The organism is Streptomyces sp. NPDC001617 (genome assembly GCF_053596855.1).
Genome location: NZ_JBSFHA010000138.1, coordinates 1 through 18550 on the forward strand (window position 1 = coordinate 1; position 18550 = coordinate 18550).

General features: G+C 70.7%; 22 protein-coding genes and 1 pseudogene. 9 read left to right on the top strand and 14 right to left on the bottom strand.

Going from position 1 to position 18550, the window contains the following annotated elements:
* Nucleotides 1-222: 222 nt before the first annotated feature.
* Entirely contained in the window at nucleotides 223-504 is a 282-nt protein-coding gene (locus tag ACWC09_RS50100; protein ID WP_450858686.1) for a type II toxin-antitoxin system RelE family toxin, read from the bottom strand.
* Between the two features lie 4 nt (nucleotides 505-508).
* On the bottom strand, nucleotides 509-790 hold the full coding sequence (locus tag ACWC09_RS50105; RefSeq protein ID WP_450858688.1) for a type II toxin-antitoxin system Phd/YefM family antitoxin: 282 nt from the start codon (nucleotides 788-790) through the stop codon (nucleotides 509-511).
* A gap of 41 nt (nucleotides 791-831) precedes the next feature.
* On the opposite strand from ACWC09_RS50105, the gene ACWC09_RS50110 reads away from it, so the two are divergent.
* Nucleotides 832-1062, top strand: coding sequence for a mycothiol transferase (locus ACWC09_RS50110; RefSeq protein ID WP_450858690.1), 231 nt, complete (start codon nucleotides 832-834; stop codon nucleotides 1060-1062).
* Between the two features lie 355 nt (nucleotides 1063-1417).
* Here the strand turns inward: ACWC09_RS50110 and ACWC09_RS50115 are convergent, their stop codons facing one another.
* The 4 genes from ACWC09_RS50115 to ACWC09_RS50130 form a co-directional block, all read right to left on the bottom strand.
* On the bottom strand, nucleotides 1418-2083 hold the full coding sequence (locus ACWC09_RS50115) for a class I SAM-dependent methyltransferase (RefSeq protein ID WP_450858692.1): 666 nt from the start codon (nucleotides 2081-2083) through the stop codon (nucleotides 1418-1420).
* Between the two features lie 194 nt (nucleotides 2084-2277).
* Complete coding sequence (locus ACWC09_RS50120; RefSeq protein WP_450858694.1) at nucleotides 2278-2544, bottom strand: hypothetical protein; 267 nt, start codon at nucleotides 2542-2544, stop codon at nucleotides 2278-2280.
* A complete protein-coding gene (locus ACWC09_RS50125; protein ID WP_450858696.1) occupies nucleotides 2541-3083 on the bottom strand; it encodes an alkylmercury lyase family protein in 543 nt (180 codons plus the stop codon). Before ACWC09_RS50125 ends, ACWC09_RS50120 begins: the two co-directional genes overlap by 4 nt.
* Nucleotides 3046-3483, bottom strand: a complete 438-nt coding sequence (locus ACWC09_RS50130) for a hypothetical protein (RefSeq protein WP_450858697.1) — start codon at nucleotides 3481-3483, stop codon at nucleotides 3046-3048. Before ACWC09_RS50130 ends, ACWC09_RS50125 begins: the two co-directional genes overlap by 38 nt.
* Before the next feature lie 187 nt (nucleotides 3484-3670).
* On the opposite strand from ACWC09_RS50130, the gene ACWC09_RS50135 reads away from it, so the two are divergent.
* On the top strand, nucleotides 3671-5188 hold the full coding sequence (locus ACWC09_RS50135) for an FAD-dependent monooxygenase (protein ID WP_450858699.1): 1518 nt from the start codon (nucleotides 3671-3673) through the stop codon (nucleotides 5186-5188).
* Between the two features lie 71 nt (nucleotides 5189-5259).
* Here the strand turns inward: ACWC09_RS50135 and ACWC09_RS50140 are convergent, their stop codons facing one another.
* The gene (locus tag ACWC09_RS50140; RefSeq protein WP_450858701.1) at nucleotides 5260-5670 is read right to left on the bottom strand and encodes an arsenate reductase ArsC; all 411 of its coding nucleotides are present in this window, start codon (nucleotides 5668-5670) and stop codon (nucleotides 5260-5262) included.
* A 202-nt stretch (nucleotides 5671-5872) separates the two neighbouring features.
* Between ACWC09_RS50140 and ACWC09_RS50145 the strand changes: the two genes are divergently transcribed.
* On the top strand, nucleotides 5873-6187 hold the full coding sequence (locus ACWC09_RS50145; protein ID WP_450858703.1) for an ArsR/SmtB family transcription factor: 315 nt from the start codon (nucleotides 5873-5875) through the stop codon (nucleotides 6185-6187).
* 37 nt (nucleotides 6188-6224) lie between these two features.
* The gene (locus ACWC09_RS50150; RefSeq protein ID WP_450858705.1) at nucleotides 6225-7019 is read left to right on the top strand and encodes an aquaporin; all 795 of its coding nucleotides are present in this window, start codon (nucleotides 6225-6227) and stop codon (nucleotides 7017-7019) included.
* Between the two features lie 58 nt (nucleotides 7020-7077).
* Here the strand turns inward: ACWC09_RS50150 and ACWC09_RS50155 are convergent, their stop codons facing one another.
* A complete protein-coding gene (locus ACWC09_RS50155; RefSeq protein WP_450858707.1) occupies nucleotides 7078-7425 on the bottom strand; it encodes an ArsR/SmtB family transcription factor in 348 nt (115 codons plus the stop codon).
* Nucleotides 7426-7531: 106 nt separating this feature from the next.
* Between ACWC09_RS50155 and ACWC09_RS50160 the strand changes: the two genes are divergently transcribed.
* From ACWC09_RS50160 to ACWC09_RS50170, 3 genes are all read left to right on the top strand, one after another.
* Complete coding sequence (locus tag ACWC09_RS50160) at nucleotides 7532-8896, top strand: NAD(P)-binding domain-containing protein (RefSeq protein WP_450858709.1); 1365 nt, start codon at nucleotides 7532-7534, stop codon at nucleotides 8894-8896.
* A 28-nt stretch (nucleotides 8897-8924) separates the two neighbouring features.
* Nucleotides 8925-9392 carry an ArsI/CadI family heavy metal resistance metalloenzyme gene (locus ACWC09_RS50165; RefSeq protein ID WP_450858711.1) on the top strand — a complete coding sequence of 156 codons (468 nt, stop codon included), beginning with the start codon at nucleotides 8925-8927 and terminating at the stop codon, nucleotides 9390-9392.
* 344 nt (nucleotides 9393-9736) lie between these two features.
* On the top strand, nucleotides 9737-10096 hold the full coding sequence (locus tag ACWC09_RS50170; RefSeq protein ID WP_450858723.1) for a helicase-associated domain-containing protein: 360 nt from the start codon (nucleotides 9737-9739) through the stop codon (nucleotides 10094-10096).
* Between the two features lie 30 nt (nucleotides 10097-10126).
* Here ACWC09_RS50170 and ACWC09_RS50175 read toward each other — a convergent pair whose 3' ends face one another.
* Nucleotides 10127-10567, bottom strand: coding sequence for a hypothetical protein (locus tag ACWC09_RS50175; protein ID WP_450858713.1), 441 nt, complete (start codon nucleotides 10565-10567; stop codon nucleotides 10127-10129).
* Between the two features lie 287 nt (nucleotides 10568-10854).
* Nucleotides 10855-11523 carry a TetR family transcriptional regulator gene (locus ACWC09_RS50180; protein WP_450858714.1) on the bottom strand — a complete coding sequence of 223 codons (669 nt, stop codon included), beginning with the start codon at nucleotides 11521-11523 and terminating at the stop codon, nucleotides 10855-10857.
* Between the two features lie 111 nt (nucleotides 11524-11634).
* Between ACWC09_RS50180 and ACWC09_RS50185 the strand changes: the two genes are divergently transcribed.
* Nucleotides 11635-12864, top strand: coding sequence for a cytochrome P450 (locus tag ACWC09_RS50185; RefSeq protein ID WP_450858716.1), 1230 nt, complete (start codon nucleotides 11635-11637; stop codon nucleotides 12862-12864).
* On the opposite strand, the gene ACWC09_RS50190 is transcribed toward ACWC09_RS50185, so the two are convergent.
* Nucleotides 12854-13978, bottom strand: coding sequence for a hypothetical protein (locus ACWC09_RS50190; protein WP_450858725.1), 1125 nt, complete (start codon nucleotides 13976-13978; stop codon nucleotides 12854-12856). The two genes, ACWC09_RS50185 and ACWC09_RS50190, sit on opposite strands and share 11 nt — an antisense overlap.
* 270 nt (nucleotides 13979-14248) lie before the next feature.
* Here ACWC09_RS50190 and ACWC09_RS50195 point away from each other — a divergent pair, with 270 nt between their 5' ends.
* Nucleotides 14249-15025, top strand: a complete 777-nt coding sequence (locus tag ACWC09_RS50195) for a polysaccharide deacetylase family protein (RefSeq protein ID WP_450858717.1) — start codon at nucleotides 14249-14251, stop codon at nucleotides 15023-15025.
* A 46-nt stretch (nucleotides 15026-15071) separates the two neighbouring features.
* On the opposite strand, the gene ACWC09_RS50200 is transcribed toward ACWC09_RS50195, so the two are convergent.
* From ACWC09_RS50200 to ACWC09_RS50210, 3 genes and pseudogenes are all read right to left on the bottom strand, one after another.
* Entirely contained in the window at nucleotides 15072-17075 is a 2004-nt protein-coding gene (locus tag ACWC09_RS50200; protein ID WP_450858719.1) for a beta-galactosidase, read from the bottom strand.
* Entirely contained in the window at nucleotides 17072-18385 is a 1314-nt protein-coding gene (locus tag ACWC09_RS50205; RefSeq protein ID WP_450858721.1) for a glycoside hydrolase family 36 protein, read from the bottom strand. Before ACWC09_RS50205 ends, ACWC09_RS50200 begins: the two co-directional genes overlap by 4 nt.
* Nucleotides 18386-18455: 70 nt before the next feature.
* Nucleotides 18456-18550 (bottom strand): annotated as a pseudogene (locus ACWC09_RS50210) (carbohydrate ABC transporter permease); the annotation flags it as partial.

Consider the following 18550-nt stretch of genomic DNA (forward strand, 5'->3'; position numbering starts at 1 on the left):
GTGTGGGGCCAAACCCATCGGTTGTTATAATGTCGTATCCTCCGCCCCGTCTTGAACAGGCACACCGAGGAGCCGAGCCGCGATTGCGGCTCGGCTCCTCGGTGTGCGTCGGTTGCAGTTTTGGTTGCATTTACAGGCGCCATTCAGGACATCTCGACAAACGGAAGGCGCACGCTCCCGCAACTTCCGGCGGCCAGTCGGCACCGATCTGCACTCCGGGATCTACGGAACTTGGCGGTAGATGTCGCGACGGTTGCCAACGGCCAGGACCCACACGATCAACTGGCCGTCCTCAACGGTGTAGACGACACGGTAGTCGCCGACCCTGAGCCGCCAGCGGGCACTGTGCCCCTGGAGGGCCTTGATGTCGAACGACGCGGTGTCTCCCGCATCCATCGCCTTCTGGAGTTCGGCGAGGCGGTACAGAATGCGCAGGGCGTCAGGGCGCGGAACCTTGAACATGTCCCGCTGAGCGTGCGGCGTGAAGCGCGTGACGTACCCCATGGGGTCAGCCCTGCTGAGCGCGCAGCAAGACGGCCATCTCTTCGAGCGAGACCGACCCCTCCGTACCCTCGGATTCGGCTTCGTCGGCCAGTTGATTGAGCCACGCCTCTTCGGCGTTCTCGGCGATCTCACGCAGGCGCTGGTACTCCTGGATGTCGATCACGACAGCTTCCTGCTTGCCACGCCGCGTGATGATCGTCGGGATTTCCTCCCGACGAGCGCGATCGATGACGTCGGCGAGGTGGCTGCGGACATCGGCCATGGATTCGACCACCGGATCACTCATGTCACGAATGTAGCAGATGTACATGAGAGCTGGCGCCTGGGATGCCTGGCGAAATCGATCTACGCGCAGCCCCATCCTGGAGCGGCAGGCGATCGCCGGATCACCTTCGGGGCTTCATCGCATCCCTCGACCTCGGCGGTGTCCGCGCCCAGGCGAACAGCGACTACACGCTGCGATGGGCCACGGCGCACGTGACGATGGACACGAGCCGCCACGCCGGCCACGCGGATCTGCTGCTGCGTGAGCCCCTGGACGGCGAGCGGGGCCCGTAGCGGCCGAGCACGCGGGAGGGCGAGGAATACGGACGGATCCCTGGTTGCAGTTCTGGTTGCATTCACCCCCGTCCAGCCCCGTTCACCACCTTCCCAGCACCCCGCTCCACCCCAGGTCAGAACGTCCCCGTCCCGCCCCGAACCCCCAGACGAACATGTGGAAAGCGGGTTGGGGGCAACCCCTCACGAGTTCGAATCTCGTATCCTCCGCCAGTGCCTCACCGGGCACGATGTCGAAGGGCCCCACCGTTCGCGGTGGGGCCCTTCGACGTGTGTGATCTCAGTCTTGGTCCCAGTTGCTGTGATGGGACTGCGGCGGACCTTCGTGAACAGTGATCTGGTTCACCGCTCCGGATCACCGTGGCACGGTCTGGGCGACCCGCCACAGTTGCCGAGGCAGACCGCCCTCCTCGAAGGCGTGGACCTCCTGAAGGATCCAGCCCTCGGCGAGGCGGTCGACCAGGGCGCGGGGAAAGAAGTGGACCGCGAAGCCGCCGTGCTCCCAGATGTCGTCGCCGTGCCCCGTACCGGCCCGGTAGTGCGCGTCCCCGGTGTGCCGGACCGTGTAGACGAAAGCGCCGCCCGGCCGCAGCACCCGGCGGACCTCGGCGACCAGGGCGTGGATCTCCTGGGTGGAGAGCGCCATGCACAGCAGCATGTGAGCGAAGACGGCGTCCGTCGAGGCATCTGGGAGTGAGAGCGGCCGGCGGACGTCCCGCACCTGAGTGGTGACCCGTTCGGCGACGTCTTGAGCGTGGGCAGCCTCGCGCAGCTGTTCCAGGCCGACCGGGCTGAAGTCGGTGGCCAGCACAGTGAAGCCTTCACGCGCGAAGAACAAGGCATCGCGGCCGTGCCCGGCGCCCAGCTCCAGGACTTCACGAGCGCCGGCGGCCCGGAACACCTCGGCGGCGTGGACGGCCGGTTCGGACGGCTCCTCGCCGTACATGCCAGGGTGCTCGGCGTAGGTCTGCTGCCAGTGCTCACGTTGGGCTTCGACCAGTTCCCGTTCGTGCTCCGACATGCCGACGCCCTTCTCACTCACCGCCCGCGCCAGCGGTGGAATCCGTATCTGCTCAGCAGGCGGGGCCGCCCACCATCCCCATGATTGCCCCAGACGCGGGGCTGGACGCAGTGGCCTTCCTGGCCCGCTGAGTGCGGGCGTCGCTCGCCTCCCCCTTCATGGAGCGGACGCCATCCGCTGACGTCGGCGGACGGTCAGGACACCGGCCACCCGGCGAGCACCACCATCGCTCCGACCACGCCCGCTCCCAGCAGCGCGCTGACCACGCCCCGGCGGGCGGCCGGCAGCCACACCACTGCTGCGGCGAGGACCCCGTACCGCCAGGCGTGTTGCCGTGCCAGGGCGAGGGGGAGCGCCGGTCCTGCGATGGCGCCGATGACCGCCGGTCCGGCACCGGTGAAGAACGCCTGCACCCGGTCGTTGGCCCGCAGCCGGTCGAACCGCGGCCCTCCGACGCTCACGAACAGGAATCGGCCCGGCCCGGGGCTTCGGCGCGGGTCTGGTCGACGGCCTTACCGGCGTAATCGGGATGTTGCCGGGCCCAGATACGGGCGGTGCGGCGGTTGGCGAAGAAGTTCGGGGCTCCGCAGGCGACGTCGGCCGCGGAGCCGGTGCAGGAGCGTTGGCCGACGTGGACGACGGTGGTGGGCGGGGCCCGGTCCAGCTGCCCGTCGGCCGCCATGACGGTGATCGCGTCGCCGGTGACGGGGTCGCTGGAGGTGATCACCGCGTCCGTGTCGAGCATGGCGGGGATACCGAGGCCGTCCACCGCGCACATCGACCACACCTGGGTGCCGTCGGGGAGGCGGACGCGGTGGGCCGTGGGCAGGGCCGAGAAGGGGTACGCCGCTCGGATCCGCCCTTGGTCGTCGAGCGTGATGAAGTCTTCGGCCGCCAGTTCCGCCAGAACGTCGGCGGCGCCACGACCGTGCGGGGCGGCAATGTCGTCCAGGTCGTCGGGGTCAGGTGCGCGGCCGGTGGCCGCGAAGTGCCGCAACACCGCCCTGCACGGCCCGCAGGCCGGCGGTGGTCGGCGCGAGGCGCCCTCGTCCGGCGCGCCCGGCAGCATCCATCGGCAGATCCCCGCAGTCCGCGGTGGCGTCCGCGACCTGCAGCGCACGCCGCAGATCGGCCACGCTCGGTGCCCCTTCGGCCCGCCCGTCCGGTCCCCGGTACAGGCGGCAGGAGACAGAGGCCAGAACCCCCGGCACGGCGAAGGGGTCGATGTCGTCGATGAGGATGGTCGGCGAGCCTGTCATGCCGCACCGGGCAGCCTCTGCCTCGTCGGCGACCTCGACCAGCTCCACTTCCGCGCTCCGGCCGTCGAGCGCCTGGTCGATCCGCTCGCGCGCCAGCGGCCCGTGGGGGCAGTCGGGCACCGTCAGAACCGTGATGCGCATGGTCGTGTCCTCCCATGTCACTGCGGATGCCACCGACGTTAGACCTTCCAGTGCACCGAAGGTGGGACCTGACCCGACGTACGGGCTGCGGCGCTCGCCGAGGACGACGTCGCTGGAGCCGTGGTGACCGCGCTCGCGAGTGCCGATGATTCCGACGGCCGGGTCCTGTCAGCACTACCGTGGATGCATGACGGCAGCGCTGGATGTGCTGGTGGTCGGTGCGGGGCCGACCGGGCTCGCCCTCGCCGCGCAACTCCGCGCCCATGGCGCCGACTTCCGGATCGTCGACCGCTCCCTCGACCGGGTCCGTGAGTCGCGGGCCCTGGCCATCCAGCCGCGCACGCTGGAGGCGCTGGCCGGGTTCGGAGTGACCGACGAGCTGGTCAAGCGCGGTAATCCCGCGGTGCAGCTGCGGATGCATCTTCCGGGACGCGTCGTCCAGATGCCGCTCTTCTCCGGCGAGCTCACCGACACCCCGTACTCCTTCCTGCTGTTCCTCTCACAGGCCGAGACCGAGAGTGTCCTCGCGGAGCGTCTGGGCGCGGAGGGCGTGACGGTGGAGCGGGGCACAGAAGTGCTACGGCTGGAGAGGCAGAGCGCATACGTCACCTGTCACCTACGGCGGCGGGACGGCAGCGAGGAGACCGTGAGCGCCCGGTATGTCGTCGGCTGCGACGGCGCCCACAGCACCGTACGGAGCGAGGCGGGCATCGACTTCCTCGGCTCCGCCTACCCGCAGACTTTCCTCCTGGCCGACCTGGAGGCCGACGGCCTGGAGCCGGGTGCCGCGCACACCTTCATGACCGATGCCGGGATGCTGTTCTTCTTCCCCCTCGGTGAGCCCGCGACCTGGCGGATGCTCGCGATGCGGCCCCCTGGCTCGCCGGACCTCGAGGTGACGCTGGGGTTGATGCAGGAGATCGTCGACCGATACGCCGACGAGGAGCTGCGCCTGCGGGACCCGGTCTGGATGACCGACTTCCGGCTCCACAACCGTGGCGCGGCCCACTACCGATCCGGCCCGTTCTTCCTGGCCGGGGACGCCGCCCACATCCACAGCCCGGCCGGCGCGCAGGGAATGAACACCGGCATCCAGGACGCCCTCAACCTCGGCTGGAAGCTCGCCCTCGTCTGCCGGGGCGCCGCACCCCTGGAACTGCTGGAGACGTACGAGGCGGAACGCGCCCCGGTCGGCCGCAGCGTTCTGCGCTTCACCGACCGAGCCTTCACCATCGCCACCAGCCGCAACCCTGTCCTCCGCCTGGCCCGCGTCCAACTCGCTCCGCGGATCGCCCCGTTGGCGCTGCGCGCGAGCCGACTGCGCAACCGTGTCTTCCGTACCGTCTCAGAGCTCGACATCCACTACCGCCACAGCCCGGTCAGTGTGGGTTCGCGTGCGTTGAGGAGGAGCGGGCCCCGGGCGGGTGACCGGCTGCCCGATCTTCCGCACGGACTCCAGGCGCGGACCGCCGCACCGGGCTATCACCTGCTGCTGACCGGGCCGCACCACCTCTGGCCGGACCAATGGCTCGCACCGGTCGTACGCGGCAGGGGCGACCTCATCAACGTCCATCGACTGGGCACGGAGAGCCCGTGGCCAGGCGTCGCACAGGGCCTTGTGCGCCCGGACGGCTACCTCGGCTATGTAGCACGTGGCCTCCAACTGGAGGGTCTTCGCGCTTACCTCGACCGCTGGTGTCACTGAGCGTCGGCCCTGTGCGGGGGTCGGTCCTGGGCTCTCGGTGGCGTCACCGGGTCACCGATGCCAAACGCCTGCTACTTCGCGTCGATCTCAGCGATCAGGGCCTCGATGCGCTTCTGGATCTCGTCGCGGATGGGGCGGACGGACTCGACACCCTTGCCCGCCGGGTCTTCGAGGGCCCAGTCGAGGTACGTCTTGCCGGGGAAGATCGGGCAGGCGTCGCCGCAGCCCATGGTGATGACGTAGTCGGACGCCTGGACGGCGTCGGTGGTGAGGATCTTCGGCTTGGCGTCGGCGATGTCGATGCCGACTTCCTTCATGGCCTCGACCGCGGACGGGTTGACCTGGTCGCCCGGGATGGAACCGGCGGAACGGACCTCGATCCGGTCGCCCGCGAGGTGGGTCAGGAATCCGGCGGCCATCTGCGACCGGCCGGCGTTGTGGACGCAGACGAACAGCACGGAGGCGAGCGGGCTGGAGGGCATGGGTTCTTCCTTTGTACGAGGTGTACGGGAGGACGAGGTGTACGGCTTACGGCGTCGACCCGAGGCGTCCGTCGGGCAGGACCGGGAGCGGGGAAGCGGTCATGGGAACCCCCTTCGGGGCGTGGGTCCCCACGGGGGGATGCGGGTCCCAGGGCTCGGCCCAGGCTGGTATCAGCCCAGAGTGATGTGACAGTATCAGCCCATGCTGAAGTCAGTCGACACTGATCTGTTGCGGGTTCTCGCGGACCCGCTCCGCCTCCGGATCGTCACCCTGCTCGCCAAGGAGACGCTCTGCAGCACCCACCTGATCGAGGAGACGGGGGCCAGACAGACCAACCTCTCCAACCATCTGAAGGTGCTGCGCGAGGCCGGGGTCGTGGAGACCGAGCCGTGCGGCCGGTTCACCTACTACCGGCTCAAGCCCGACGTCATCGCCTCACTCGCGGGCCAGTTCGCCGACCTGGCCGAGACCGCGCGCGCCACCGCCGAGAACAACGTCAAGCGGTCCTGCCCCTGATCGCCGCCCCTACGGCGACTGCAATGAAGGAGTCCTGTTGACCGCCACCGAGGCCACCGAGCACGACAGAGCCGGAGAGCCCGCCACACCTCCCGCCGCGACCGGTACCGAGCCGCAGCCCGCCCCGGGCGCCACCCCGCCCCAGGCTCCCCCGCTGATCGCCAAGGCCGCCGCCGAACTGATCGGCACCGCCGCCCTGGTGGCGGTGGTGGTCGGCTCCGGCATCCAGGCCACCGAGTTGACCAAGGATGTCGGGCTCCAACTGCTCGCGAACTCCACGGCCACCGTCTTCGGCCTCGGCGTGCTCATCGTGGTGCTCGGCCCGGTCTCGGGCGCGCACTTCAACCCCGCCGTCACGCTCGCCGAGTGGTGGACCACCCGCCGCGGCGGCGCCGGCGTCACCCTGCGCGAGGTGGCCGTGTACGTGCCCGCCCAGATCGTCGGCGCGATCGCGGGCGCGATCCTGGCGGATGCGATGTTCGGCGAACCGCTGGTCAAGTGGTCCACCCACGACCGCTCGGCCGGTCATCTGCTGCTGGGCGAGGTGGTCGCAACCGCCGGCCTGATCCTGCTGATCTTCGGCCTGGCCCGCACCGACCGCCTGCGCTTCGCCCCGGTGGCCGTCGCCTCGTACATCGGTGCCGCCTACTGGTTCACCTCATCCACGTCCTTCGCCAACCCTGCGGTGACCCTTGGCCGCGCCTTCACCGACACCTTCGCGGGCATCGCGCCGGGTTCGGTCCCGGCGTTCGTCGGCATGCAACTCGTGGGCGCGGCAGTCGGGTTGGCCCTGGTCGCGCTCATCTTCAGGCGCGGCCGACCGGCCGAATGACCCGCGGGGCACGGGGACACGGGCCGCCGCTCCGGCGGTCCGCGGGCGGCCCGTCGCCTCAGTCGGCGATCCTCAGCATCTGCCCCATCGCCGCGACCACCGACGGCTCGACCCGGTAGTAGACCCAGGTGCCGCGCCGCTCGGAGGTGAGCAGCCCGGCCTCCTTCAGCTTCTTCAGGTGGTGCGAGACCGTCGGCTGTGAGACGCCGACGTCGGAGATGTCGCACACGCACGCCTCGCCGCGCGCATGCGAGGCGACCAGCGAGAACAGCCGCAGCCGCACCGGGTCCCCGAGCGCCTTGAACATCGCGGCGGTCCGCTCGGCCTCCTCGGCCGTCAGCGGTCGCTCGGTCAGCGGCGGGCAGCACGGCACCTCGACGAGCGGCAGCGCCTTCAGATTCGACATATGTCTATATTGACATGCCTCGAAGCAGGTGTCACGCTTGCCATCAAGACATCGACAAACGTCGAAACAAGAAGTCGAGCAAGCAGGAATCAAGGGGAGAGTTCTCATGGCCGAGCCCACGGTCCACCTGCCCATCGTCGTCATCGGTGCAGGCCCCGTCGGCCTGGCCGCCGCCGCCCATCTGGTGGGGCGTGGCCTCGAGCCGCTCGTCCTGGAGGCCGGCCCGGTCGCGGGCAGCGCGGTGCGGGAGTGGTCGCACGTGCGCCTGTTCTCGACCTGGGCCGAGGTCGTCGACCCCGCCGCCGAGAAGCTGCTGGCCCCGACCGGCTGGGTGCGCCCGGACGGCACCACCTACCCGACCGGCGGTGAGTGGGCCGAGCACTACCTCCAGCCCCTCGCCGACTCCCTCGGCGACCAGGTCCGCTACGGCACCACGGTCACCGGAGTGGCCCGCGCCGGCCGCGACCGGATCGTCGACGCAGGCCGCGACGAGCAGCCCTTCACCGTGCACATCCGGTCCGCCGACGGCCACGAGGAGCGGATCACCGCGCGCTCCGTCATCGACGCCTCCGGCACCTGGTCCGTCCCGAGCCCGATGGGTGCGGACGGCCTGCCGGCCCTGGGGGAGAAGGAGGCCGCCGATCGCATCTCCTACCGGGTTCCCGACCTCAACGACCCTGCCGTGCACGCCCGTTACACGGGTCGGCGCACCGCCGTCGTGGGCTCCGGCGCCTCCGCCTTCACCGCCCTCGCTCTCCTCGCCGACCTGGCGAAGGAGGAGGACGGTACGCACGCGGTATGGATCCTGCGCCGGGGTATCGGCGCGAACACGTACGGTGGCGGCGAGGCCGACCAGCTTCCCGCGCGCGGCGCGCTGGGCCTGCGCGCCAAGGCGGCAGTCGAGGCCGGCCACGCGAGCGCGGTCACGGGATTCCGTACACAGGCTGTGGAACAGGACGGCGACGGCCGGCTCGTCCTCGTCGCTGAAGACGGCCGCCACCTCGATCCGGTCGACGAGGTCATCGTCCTGACCGGCTTCCGCCCCGACCTCTCCTTCCTCTCCGAGCTCCGCCTCGGCCTCGACGACCGCCTCCAGGCACCGACCGCGCTGGCTCCGCTGATCGACCCGAACGTCCACTCCTGCGGCACCGTCCATCCCCACGGCGTGAACGAGCTCTCCCACCCCGAACAGGGCGTCTACCTGGTCGGCATGAAGTCCTACGGCCGCGCCCCGACGTTCCTCGCCATGACCGGCTACGAGCAGGTCCGCTCCATCACCGCCGCGATCGCCGGCGACCGCGAGGCCGCCGAGCGCGTTGAACTCACCCTCCCGGAGACGGGCGTGTGCGGTGGTGCGGGCCTATTCGACGAGCCGGAGAACGCCGAACAGTCGGGCAGCGGATGCTGCGCCGCACCCGCCACCCTTCAGATCGGCATCGGCGCCCCGGCCGCCGCCTCCGACGGCTGCTGAACACCCCACTCACCCCAGGAGGTTCGCCATGACATCCCGCGTACAGCTCGCCCTCCGCGTCCCCGACCTCGCCACATCGGTCACCTTCTACAGCAAGCTCTTTGGCACCGAGCCCGCCAAACTCCGCGACGGCTACGCCAATTTCGCCATCGCCGAGCCTCCACTCAAGCTCGTCCTCATCGAAGGCACCACGGGCGAGGCGACCCGCATGGACCATCTCGGCGTCGAGGTCGAGACGGCCGAGGCGGTGCACGCCGCCACTGCCCGCCTGAGCGAGGCGGGGCTGGCCACCGAGGTGGAGAACGACACGACCTGTTGCTACGCCCTCCAGGACAAGGTCTGGGTCCACGGCCCCGGCCAGGAACCCTGGGAGGTGTACGTCGTCAAGGCCGACGCCGACAACCTGGCCAAGCAGCAGGGCAGCACCTGCTGCGCGGGCCCGGCCGAGGCCGACACCGGCTCGAAGGAACCGGCCGTCGCGGGCGGCTGCTGTTGAACCGCCGATGACCGACCTCACACCAGCGAGGCCGTGACCCGGACGAGAGACCGGTCACGGCCTCGCGCCGCGCTGCCCGCCCTCGGTCAGTCACAGCAATCACAGCCTGGGCGGCAGCCGCACGCACCGTCCGCCTCGGTGTCGGTGGTCGGGCCCGTCGCCGCGGAGGGCGCACAGCAGCCCTTGCCCTGCCGGACGTCGCGACCTTCCTTTGTGGCAACGGCGGCGATGACGAGGACGGCAATGGGATCGGCCCAGGACCAGCCGAGGTGCCGTTGAGGACCAGGCCGACCAGGAGCACGGCCGAGAGCCCGTCCGCGCGACTCGCGGCGCTGCTGGATTCGATGGCCGACCGGGAGACCAGTGGCACGGCGTCGGTATGGCGCCTCAGTGCCGGCAGTATCCGCCGGGCCCTGGACGCAGGCAGCACCGCGGACGACATCACAGCCGACCTGGCAGCCGGCTCCGCCACGGCCCTGCCACAGCCGCTGACCTGTCTCATCGCCGACACCGCACGAGGTCACGGACGGGTGCGCATCGCCCCCGCGGCCTGTGCGCCATCGACAAAGGTGCGGCCATCACGGTCGAGTACATCGCCACCTCGGGCAACCGGACCGTACGCACCCTCAGCGACCTGGAACTCGACCCGTGACCGCACGGAAGTTGACGGACCGGGTCGTGCGGTGGGTCGACTCCGCGGGTGAGCGGCTCGCCGGGTCAGGAGGGCCAGGTGGTCAGGCCGTGGACCGGCAGTCGTTCCACAGGGCGGCGAGGTGGGTCGGGATCTGGGTGATGGCGGCGCACCCTTGAGGATCGGCGGGGAGACCGTCGCTGGCCGCGTAGCGCCAACCGGTGCCGGGGCGATCGACGAAGTACTTCATCGCGGCTCCGTCGTCCTGCAGGGCGACCTGTTCCGCCTCCGTGCTGCCGGGAGTGAGCTGGAAGCGGGTTCCGGCATAGAAGGTCCCGCCGCAACTGCCGTAGTAGAACGTGCCCTTGACCGGGGTGATGTGGCTGAGGGGCGGTTGGGCCTGGCTGCCGTAGGCCGCCGTGACGCTCGCCTTGACGGTGGGCGATGCGGGCAATGACCGGCAGCCGGTGGTCTTGGCCGGGGAGCCGGCGGTGGTGTGCCCGGCCGCCGTACCCGCCGCCGTACCCGCCGCCGTGGACGCCACGGCCGACGAAGACGGCGTTTGCGCTGGGCTCGAAGGGCTGCTGTGCGCAGTGCTGCTGTTCTGCGTGCAACTCGTCAGCAGGGCCACCGCAGCAGCGGCCATGCCCAGAGCGGCACCGCGGCACAGGGAACGGTTCCGGCGCGCCATTTCGAACCACCCTCTCTGATACGTCCAGACAGGCCGGAGATGGCGTAACTCGGATACGTTCTCCCGGTCTTGTGCATCAGGACGCTTCTCCATGCGCCGCGGTTTCACCACCTCCGCTTCGTGGGTGTGGTGAGCCGGGCTCACATGCCCGCGTCCGAGAGGCCCCGCGTCACGAGGCTGAGGGCCCCGGCGAGGTGGTCGCGGTGGCGGTGCAGGGTCTCGGGGGTGACGCCGTGTTCGGCCGCGTCGCGGGCGAGGCGATCGGTCGCGACTTTGAGTACGGCGTTCATGGCGGCGGCCTGGGCGCGAACGGTGAACGTGTCGGGCGGCAGACCGGTGCGTTCGGCGAGCACTGCGGCGAAGGTGTCCTCCGCACGCTCCCGCAGCACGAGGTAGGCGGCGCGCAGCGCGGGTTCGTCCCGGGTCAGGCGGACCACGGTGAGCACCGCCTCGACGTCCCCGTCCGAGGACCAGTCGAGGACCGGCTGATAGGCCGCTCGTAGGTGCTCCGTGAGTTCGGTGCCGGGCGGCCAGGCGTGCAGGACGGCCCGGAAGGACTCGATCGCCTTGGTGAGCAGCGGCTCCACGCAGCTCTCCTTGCTGCGGAACCAGCGCCACAGCGTGCGTTCGGAGACCTTCGCCGCGCGGGCGATCTGCTCCCCCGAGGTGGCGGCCACGCCCTGTTCGGCGAAGAGCCGGACCGCATGCCGGGAGATGTCGAGGCGTTGCAGCTCGCGCTGCTCGTCGCTCACCGGCGGCCGTCCCCGGCGGGGCACCCGGCCGGGGACGGCCGCTCTGAAGTCCTCCATCGGGCGATCCTAGGCCCGCCCGCTCCACCGGCCGGCTGACCGAAAACTTTATTGGCAGTGGATGCCAGTAAAGCTACGGTCGAGCCACCGGAAGATCACCGGAGGAGAGCCATGAGCCTTGCCGCCGAGCCTGCCCAGCGTGCCGACCGTCCGCAGCTGCCCTTCACCCGGCCGAACATCCTCGATCTCGCCCCCTTCTACGAGGTGCTGCGCCGCGAGGCGCCCATCGCACCGGTCACCACACCGGCCGGGGATCCCGCCTGGCTGGTCACCCGCTTCGCGGAGGTCCGCGACCTGCTCGGCGACAAACGGCTCGGCCGCTCCCATCCGGCGCCGGAGCAGGCATCGCGCCTGACCACCGCCGCCGTACTGGACGGGCCCGCGGGCAACCACGACACCGAGGAGGCCGACCACACCCGGATGCGGCGGCTGCTCACCCCGGCGTTCTCGGCCAAGCGGATGCAGATGCTCTCCGCGCATGTGCAGGAGCTGGTCGACGGCTGTGTCGACCGGCTCGTCGCCGAGCACACCACCTCGCCCGAAGGCGTCGTGGATCTGCACAGCGGGCTCGCCTTCCCGCTCCCCGTGGCGGTCATCTGCCGACTGCTCGGGGTGCCCGAGGACGACCATCCGTACTTCGCCGCGCTGTCGGCGCGCATGGCCGACTACGCCATCGGCGACGCGGCCCACCGGGCCCGGGACGAGTTCAGCGCCTACATGACCGCTCTGGCCGAGACCAAACGCGCGCGGCCCGGCGAGGACGTGATCTCCGACCTCGTGCGTGCGCAGAGCACCGACCCGGACTACGCGTACGACGAGATGGTCCGGCTCTGCGTCGGGCTGTTGTTCGCCGGGCACGAGACCACCGTCAACCGCATCGGCCTGGGCACGCTGCTCCTGCTCACCCGCCCGGACCGGTGGCGGGCGCTGACCGCCGACCCGGCCGGCCGGGTCAACGCCACCGTCGAGGAGATCATGCGCATGGGCGCGCCCGGAGACCTCGGCCTCCTGCGGTACGCCCACACCGACGTCGACGTCGCCGGCGTCACCATCCGCCGCGGCGACGCCGTGGTCCTGTCGGTCAACTCCGCCAACCGCGACCCCGCCGTCTACACCGACGCAGAGACCTTCGACCCCGACCGCGCCGAACACACCCACCTCGGCTTCGGCCACGGCGTGCACTTCTGCATCGGCGCGAGCCTGGCCCGCGTGGAGCTGCGCATCGTGTTCGCCACCCTGGCCCGCCGGCTGCCCGGTCTGCGGCTCGCCAAGGGCGTCGACGAGCTGGAGGTGCGCACCACCCTCACCGGCGGCGTCACCGAGCTTCCGGTCACCTGGTGACCACCTGACGGCTCTGCCCGCCAGGAGGCAGGGGCTGTCGCCGCCTCCGATCCCGCACGGGCCAGAACAGCACGTATGCGGTGGACACGACCACGAAGCCGAGGCGGACCAGGCCGCGGGTCGCGTCGTCGGGGACGGCGAAGACGGTGCCGTAGAGGGTGATCAGGGCGATCCAGCTCCACCAGGGGACCAGACGGCGTTGGCCGATGACGTCCCACAGCAGGGTGCCGAGCAGGACGGACGCGGTGTAGTACGTGTAGACGCTGGGGTCCAGCGCGATGCGGGCGCCCGCGCCGAGCAGGACCACGGCCGGCCAGCGGCCTCGCCAGACGGCGATGCCGCCCAGAGCCAGGCCCGCCGCGGCCTGGGCGGGGCGGTCCCAGGGCGGGGTGCGCGGGTCCTCGACGCCCAGCCAACGCAGCGCGGACGCGGGCTGGTTGGGGATGGTGAACTGCGCCGCGGCGAAGGAGTCCGGGGCGTCGAGGAAGAACGGCAGCCAGACCAGCGCCACCAGGGCCGCGCACCATGCGCCCGCGCGCAGCCACTGGCTTCTCGGGAGTGCGAAAAGGAGGGGCAGGAAGGCCAGGGCCGTCGGTTTGGAGTCCATGGCCAGGGCCAGTAACGCGCCGGTCGCGGCCGCATTGCCGCGGGTGAGGGACCGTACGGCCAGGGTCGTGAAGAAGAGGGCCAGGACGTCGTCGAGGTGGCCGAAGCGGACCGCGACCTCGATCCACATCGGGATGAAGGCCAGGCCCGCGATCAGCACGCGCTGGCGCAGGCGCTGGTGGTTGGTGCCGGTGCCGAGGAAGTGCCAGGCGGCGCTGCGGCCGGCCACCACCAGGATCACCAGGCCGAGCAGGGACATCAGGGCGGCGGCCAGGAACTGGCCGACGGGCTCGGGGAAGGGGTTGAACAGGCCGGCGGCCAGGAAGCTGAGCGGGCCCATCTGCAGGTCGGGGTGGTGGGCGTAGAGGTTCAGGCCGCCGTCGGGGCGGTGCCGGCCCGCGTAGAGCAACTCCCCGCCCGTACGCAGGTAGTGCCAGGAGAACCCCCCGTGCCGCTCGACGACGGCGAACCACAGGACTGTCCAGGCGGTGAGCAGCACCAGGTGCATCCGCTGACCCATGGCCGGCACGGTTCTCCCTCACCCCTTCCGGTTTGTCGTCCCTCTCTTGAGATGGCCGGAAGGCGGGGGAGGTTGGGTGGCGAGGTTCTGTCGGCTGGTTCTGTCCGCTGGTTCTGTCGCGAGGTTCTGTCGCGAGATCCCCGCGGGTTTGTCCGTGATCGGTAACGACGGGATCCGTGAGCAGACTTACAGCCTCTTGTCGTATGCACAGGACGCACAGGATGCGCAGGCACACGGCGACGGCAGGGAACACGGGTCATGACGCGACACAGCGGACGGGGTTGGTACGGCAAGGTGCTCGCGGCGGCGGTCGGGGTGACCGCGATGGCCGCCATGGCCTCGGTGTGGGGCGCGCAGATCGGTGCCGCCGCAGGTGTCCAGGCTCACCCCGGCAAGTCCAACACCCAGGCGCAGGCCCGGAAGGTGGCTCCCGTGTCGGCGGAGATAGCGCACGCTTCGGCCGGAGGCGCCCGTGCCGTCAACATCACCATCGACGACGGGCCGGACCCCGTCTGGACGCCACAGATGCTGCAAGTCCTCAAGGAATACGGCGTGAAGGCCACCTTCTGCATGATCGGCCCGCAGGCCCAGGCCAACCCGGACATCGTCAAGGCCGTCGTGGCGGCCGGACACCGGCTCTGCGACCACACGGTGTCCCACGACACCACCATGGACAAGAAGTCCCAGGCCTACCAGTCGCAGGAGATCCTCAACGCCGCCGACATGATCACCAAGGCCTCGGGCGGCGTCCGCCCGCTCTACTACCGCGCCCCGGGCGGCGCCTTCACCCCCTACAGCCGCCACCTCGCCGCCTCCCACGGCATGCGCCCGCTCGGCTGGAACGTCGACTCCAAGGACTTCGAGCGCGCCGGCACGGCCGCCATCGTCACCACCGTCAAGAGCGAGGTCTCCAACGGCCCGACCATCCTCTTCCACGACGGCGGCGGCGACCGCTCCGAGACGGTGGCGGCCCTGCGTGAGGTCCTGCCGTGGCTGAAGGAGCAGGGGTACACCTTCGGCTTCCCGGTGCGCTGACCGGAGGCCCCGGCCGGGGCCTCCGGTCATGTGCCGTCTGAGCCGCTCAGTCCCGCCGCGGCTCCCGCACCACCGCCACCTCGCCCGCCGGCACGCCGACCGAGCCCGACAGCGGCTTTCCGGTGAGGAGTTCGACCGCACCCGGGGAGACCGGGACCTCCGCGGACTCGTCACTGTGGTTGATCAGGAAGAGGTAGTCGGCGTCCGGGCCGCGTCGCAGCACCGCCTCCACATCGGCGGGGGTCGTGCGGACGGGGGCCACGCCCGCCTCCGTACGGACGCGGTCCAGCAGGGTGGCCAGGGTCGTCGGGTCGGGGTGGGTGGCGATGTACCAAGTGGTGCCCGTGCCATAGGAGTTGCGTGTCACCGCCGGGACTCCCGTCAGGGGGCCGTCCGTGTACGACGTCACCGCCTCCGCGCCCTCCAGCCGCACCCGTTCCGACCAGAGGGTGCCTGTGCCACCGTCGGTGAGGGTCGGCGTCTGTCCGGGCAGGAGGGGAAACAGCTCGTCCGTGCGTACGCCCAGGGCCTCGCGGAAGGCGCCGGGGTAACCGCCCAGCCGGACATGGCAGTTGGCGTCCACCATGCCGCTGTGGAAGCCGACCGCCAGCGTGCCGCCGCGCTCGGCGAAGGTCGTCAGGTTGGCCGAGGACTCGTCGTCCACCAGGTAGAGACTGGGGACCAGGACCAGCCGGTACGGGGAGAGGTCCGCGTCCGGGCGGACGAAGTCCACCTGCACGCCCGCGCGCCACAGTGGCTCGTACCAGGAGCGGACCAGGTCAAGGAAGCGCAGTTCGCCGCTCGGCTGGGAGGGGAGCTCCATCGCCCAACTGGAGTTCCAGTCCCAGGTGATGGCCACCTGCGCCGGGGTCGTGCTGCCCCGTACCTCCGCCAACGCCCGCAGGTCCGCGCCCAGTCGGACCACGTCCCGCCAGATCTGGCTGTCGGTGCCGGCGTGCGGCAGCATCGCCGAGTGCCACTGCTCGGCGCCCGCCTTCGCCGCCCGCCACTGGAAGTAGGCGATGCCGTCGGCGCCCCGGGCCACATGGGCGAGGGCGTTGCGGCGCAACTCCCCTGCCGTCTTGGCCCGGTTGACCGGCTGCCAGTTCACCGCGCCCGTCGAGTGCTCCATCAGCAGCCAGGGGCCGCCCGCCAGGGAGCGGACCAGGTCGCCGCTGAGGGCGATGTCGATCTGGGACTCGGCGTCGGTGGAGCGCAGGTAGTGGTCGTTGGAGACGATGTCCAGGGCCGGGGCCCAGCGCCAGTAGTCCAGCGCCTCGAAGCTGAAGTTCACCATGAAGTTGGTGGTCGCGGGGGTCTCAGGGGCCGCAGCCCGCAGGACCTCGCTCTCCGCCTCGTACAGCGAGAGCAGCGCGTCGCTGCAGAAGCGGCGCCAGTCCAGCTGGTGGGTGGGGTTGGGGACCGCGCCGGTCGCGCGCGGGGGCAGGATCTGGTTCCAGTCGTAGTACCACTGGCTCCAGAACGTCGTGCCCCAGGCGTGGTTGAGCGCGTCCAGGCTCGCGTAACGGTCCTGGAGCCAGGCGCGGAACGCCTCCGCGCTCACATCGCAGTAGCACTCGGCGTTGTGGCAGCCGTACTCGTTGTGGACGTGCCACATCACGACGGCGGGGTGGTCGGCGTAGCGCCTCCCCAGTTCCCCGGCCATCCGCAGGGCCGCCTCGCGGTAGGCGGGGCTCGACGGGCAGAACGTCTGGCGGCTGCCGTACGACAGTCTGCGGCCGTCCTGGTCGACCGGCAGGGCGTCCGGGTGCTCGACGAAGAACCAGGCCGGCGGGGCCGCCGTCGGGGTCGCCAGGTCGGCCGCGATGCCGTGGGTGTAGAGCATGTCGAGGATGCGGTCGAGGCGCGAGAAGTCGTACGTGCCCTCGGAGGGTTCGAGCAGCGCCCAGGAGAAGATGTTGACGCTGACCATGGTGACCCCGGCCTCGGCCATCAGCCGCATGTCCTCGGCCCAGACCTCCTCGGGCCACTGCTCGGGGTTGTAGTCGCCGCCGTACGCGATGCCCGGCAGCTTCAGGGATCTGGTCATCGGTCAACTCCGCCGAGAAGGCGCCGCGTTGTCTCCACGCCCCACTCGTCCAGCGACAGCAGGCGGTCGCTCGACGCCATCAGGCCGCCCGTCGCCTCGACATGGGCAGCCCACCGCTCCCTCGTCTCCACCGCCGGGCGGGCCATCAGGCAGTCGGGGTCGTTGACCCAGAGACGGCCGTGCTGCCACTGCCGGCCCACGCCGGTGAACTCGGCCGGGTCCTGGCCGGGTTGGCTGTAGTCGTCGGCCTCGGAGCGGCGGTGCGGGGCCGTGTCGGGGCTGACGCGCATCGCGTCGAACAGGCCGATCGACGCCAACAGGGGTGCGCCGCAGCCCAGCAGATAGGCCTCCGGGCCGATCGCCTCCCGGATCAGCTCGATGCCCGAGCGGTACGCGGTGAGGGCGTCGACGTCTGCGTGTCGTACGCCGTCCAGGGCGCCCGCGTAGAGGAAGTCGACCTTGAAGTAGTCGTAGCCCTCGGCGCGCAGCGTCCGGAAGACGTCGGTGAGGCAGGCCGCCGCCTCGGGGTGGGTGGTGTCCAGGACGCGCAGGTCGTGGCCCCAGTTGCGGCCGGCGTGGGTGAAGCCGCCGTCGGTGTCGCGGACCAGCCAGTCGGGGTGCTCGGTGGCCAGGTCGCTCGCCGGGTCGACCAGGAAGGGGGCCGTCCAGATGCCGGCACGGCGCCCCCGGGCCCGGATGGCGTTCGCGATGCCCTCGCGGGAACGGAAGCGGCCGGAGAGGGTGAGCCAGTCGCCGAGGGCCTTCTGGTAGCCGTCGTCGATCTGGACCACGTCGATGGGCAGGTCGAGGGTGTCCATCGCACGGAGGTTCTCGTGGATGTCGTCCTCGGTGACGTTCGTGAAGTACTCGTACCAGGAGCACCAGACGGTGGGGGCCGGGCGCGGGGCCGGTACGTCGAGCGCGGAGGCCCAGTCCGCCAGCGCCGACTGGATGTCGGCGCCGGTCCACTCCTTCACCGGCCCGTCGGCGGTGACCTCCGCGACGCCGTCCGTCACGACCAGGCGGATCGACGGGACCGCCCGGGTGGGCTCGACTGCCGCCCACAGACGGGTCGGTGAGCCGTCGCCCGGGTCGAGTGCCAGCAGGCCCTCGCCCTGGAAGGTGCCCTCGGGGGCGGTGACGCCGGGGCGGTAGCAGACCGTTGCCCAGTTGTCGTCGGTCGGGCGGTACGGCTTCTCGCCGAGGGCGTAGGCGCCGCTGGGGCTCCAGGACTGCCAGCCCTCCTCGTGGACACGGGCGTTGACCGGGTCCACGGGGACGGTGGCTATGGGGGTGAAGGGGTGGGGCACAGTGGTTCTCTTTCAAAACGGTGCAATGTCATATGTGACATGTGACATGTGACATAGCACTGATGGACCGTCAGCCCTTGTTGGCGCCCAGCGTCAGCCCGCTGACGAACTGCCGCTGCAGCACGAAGTACACGATCAGGGTCGGGATCGCGGTGAGCAGGGCGC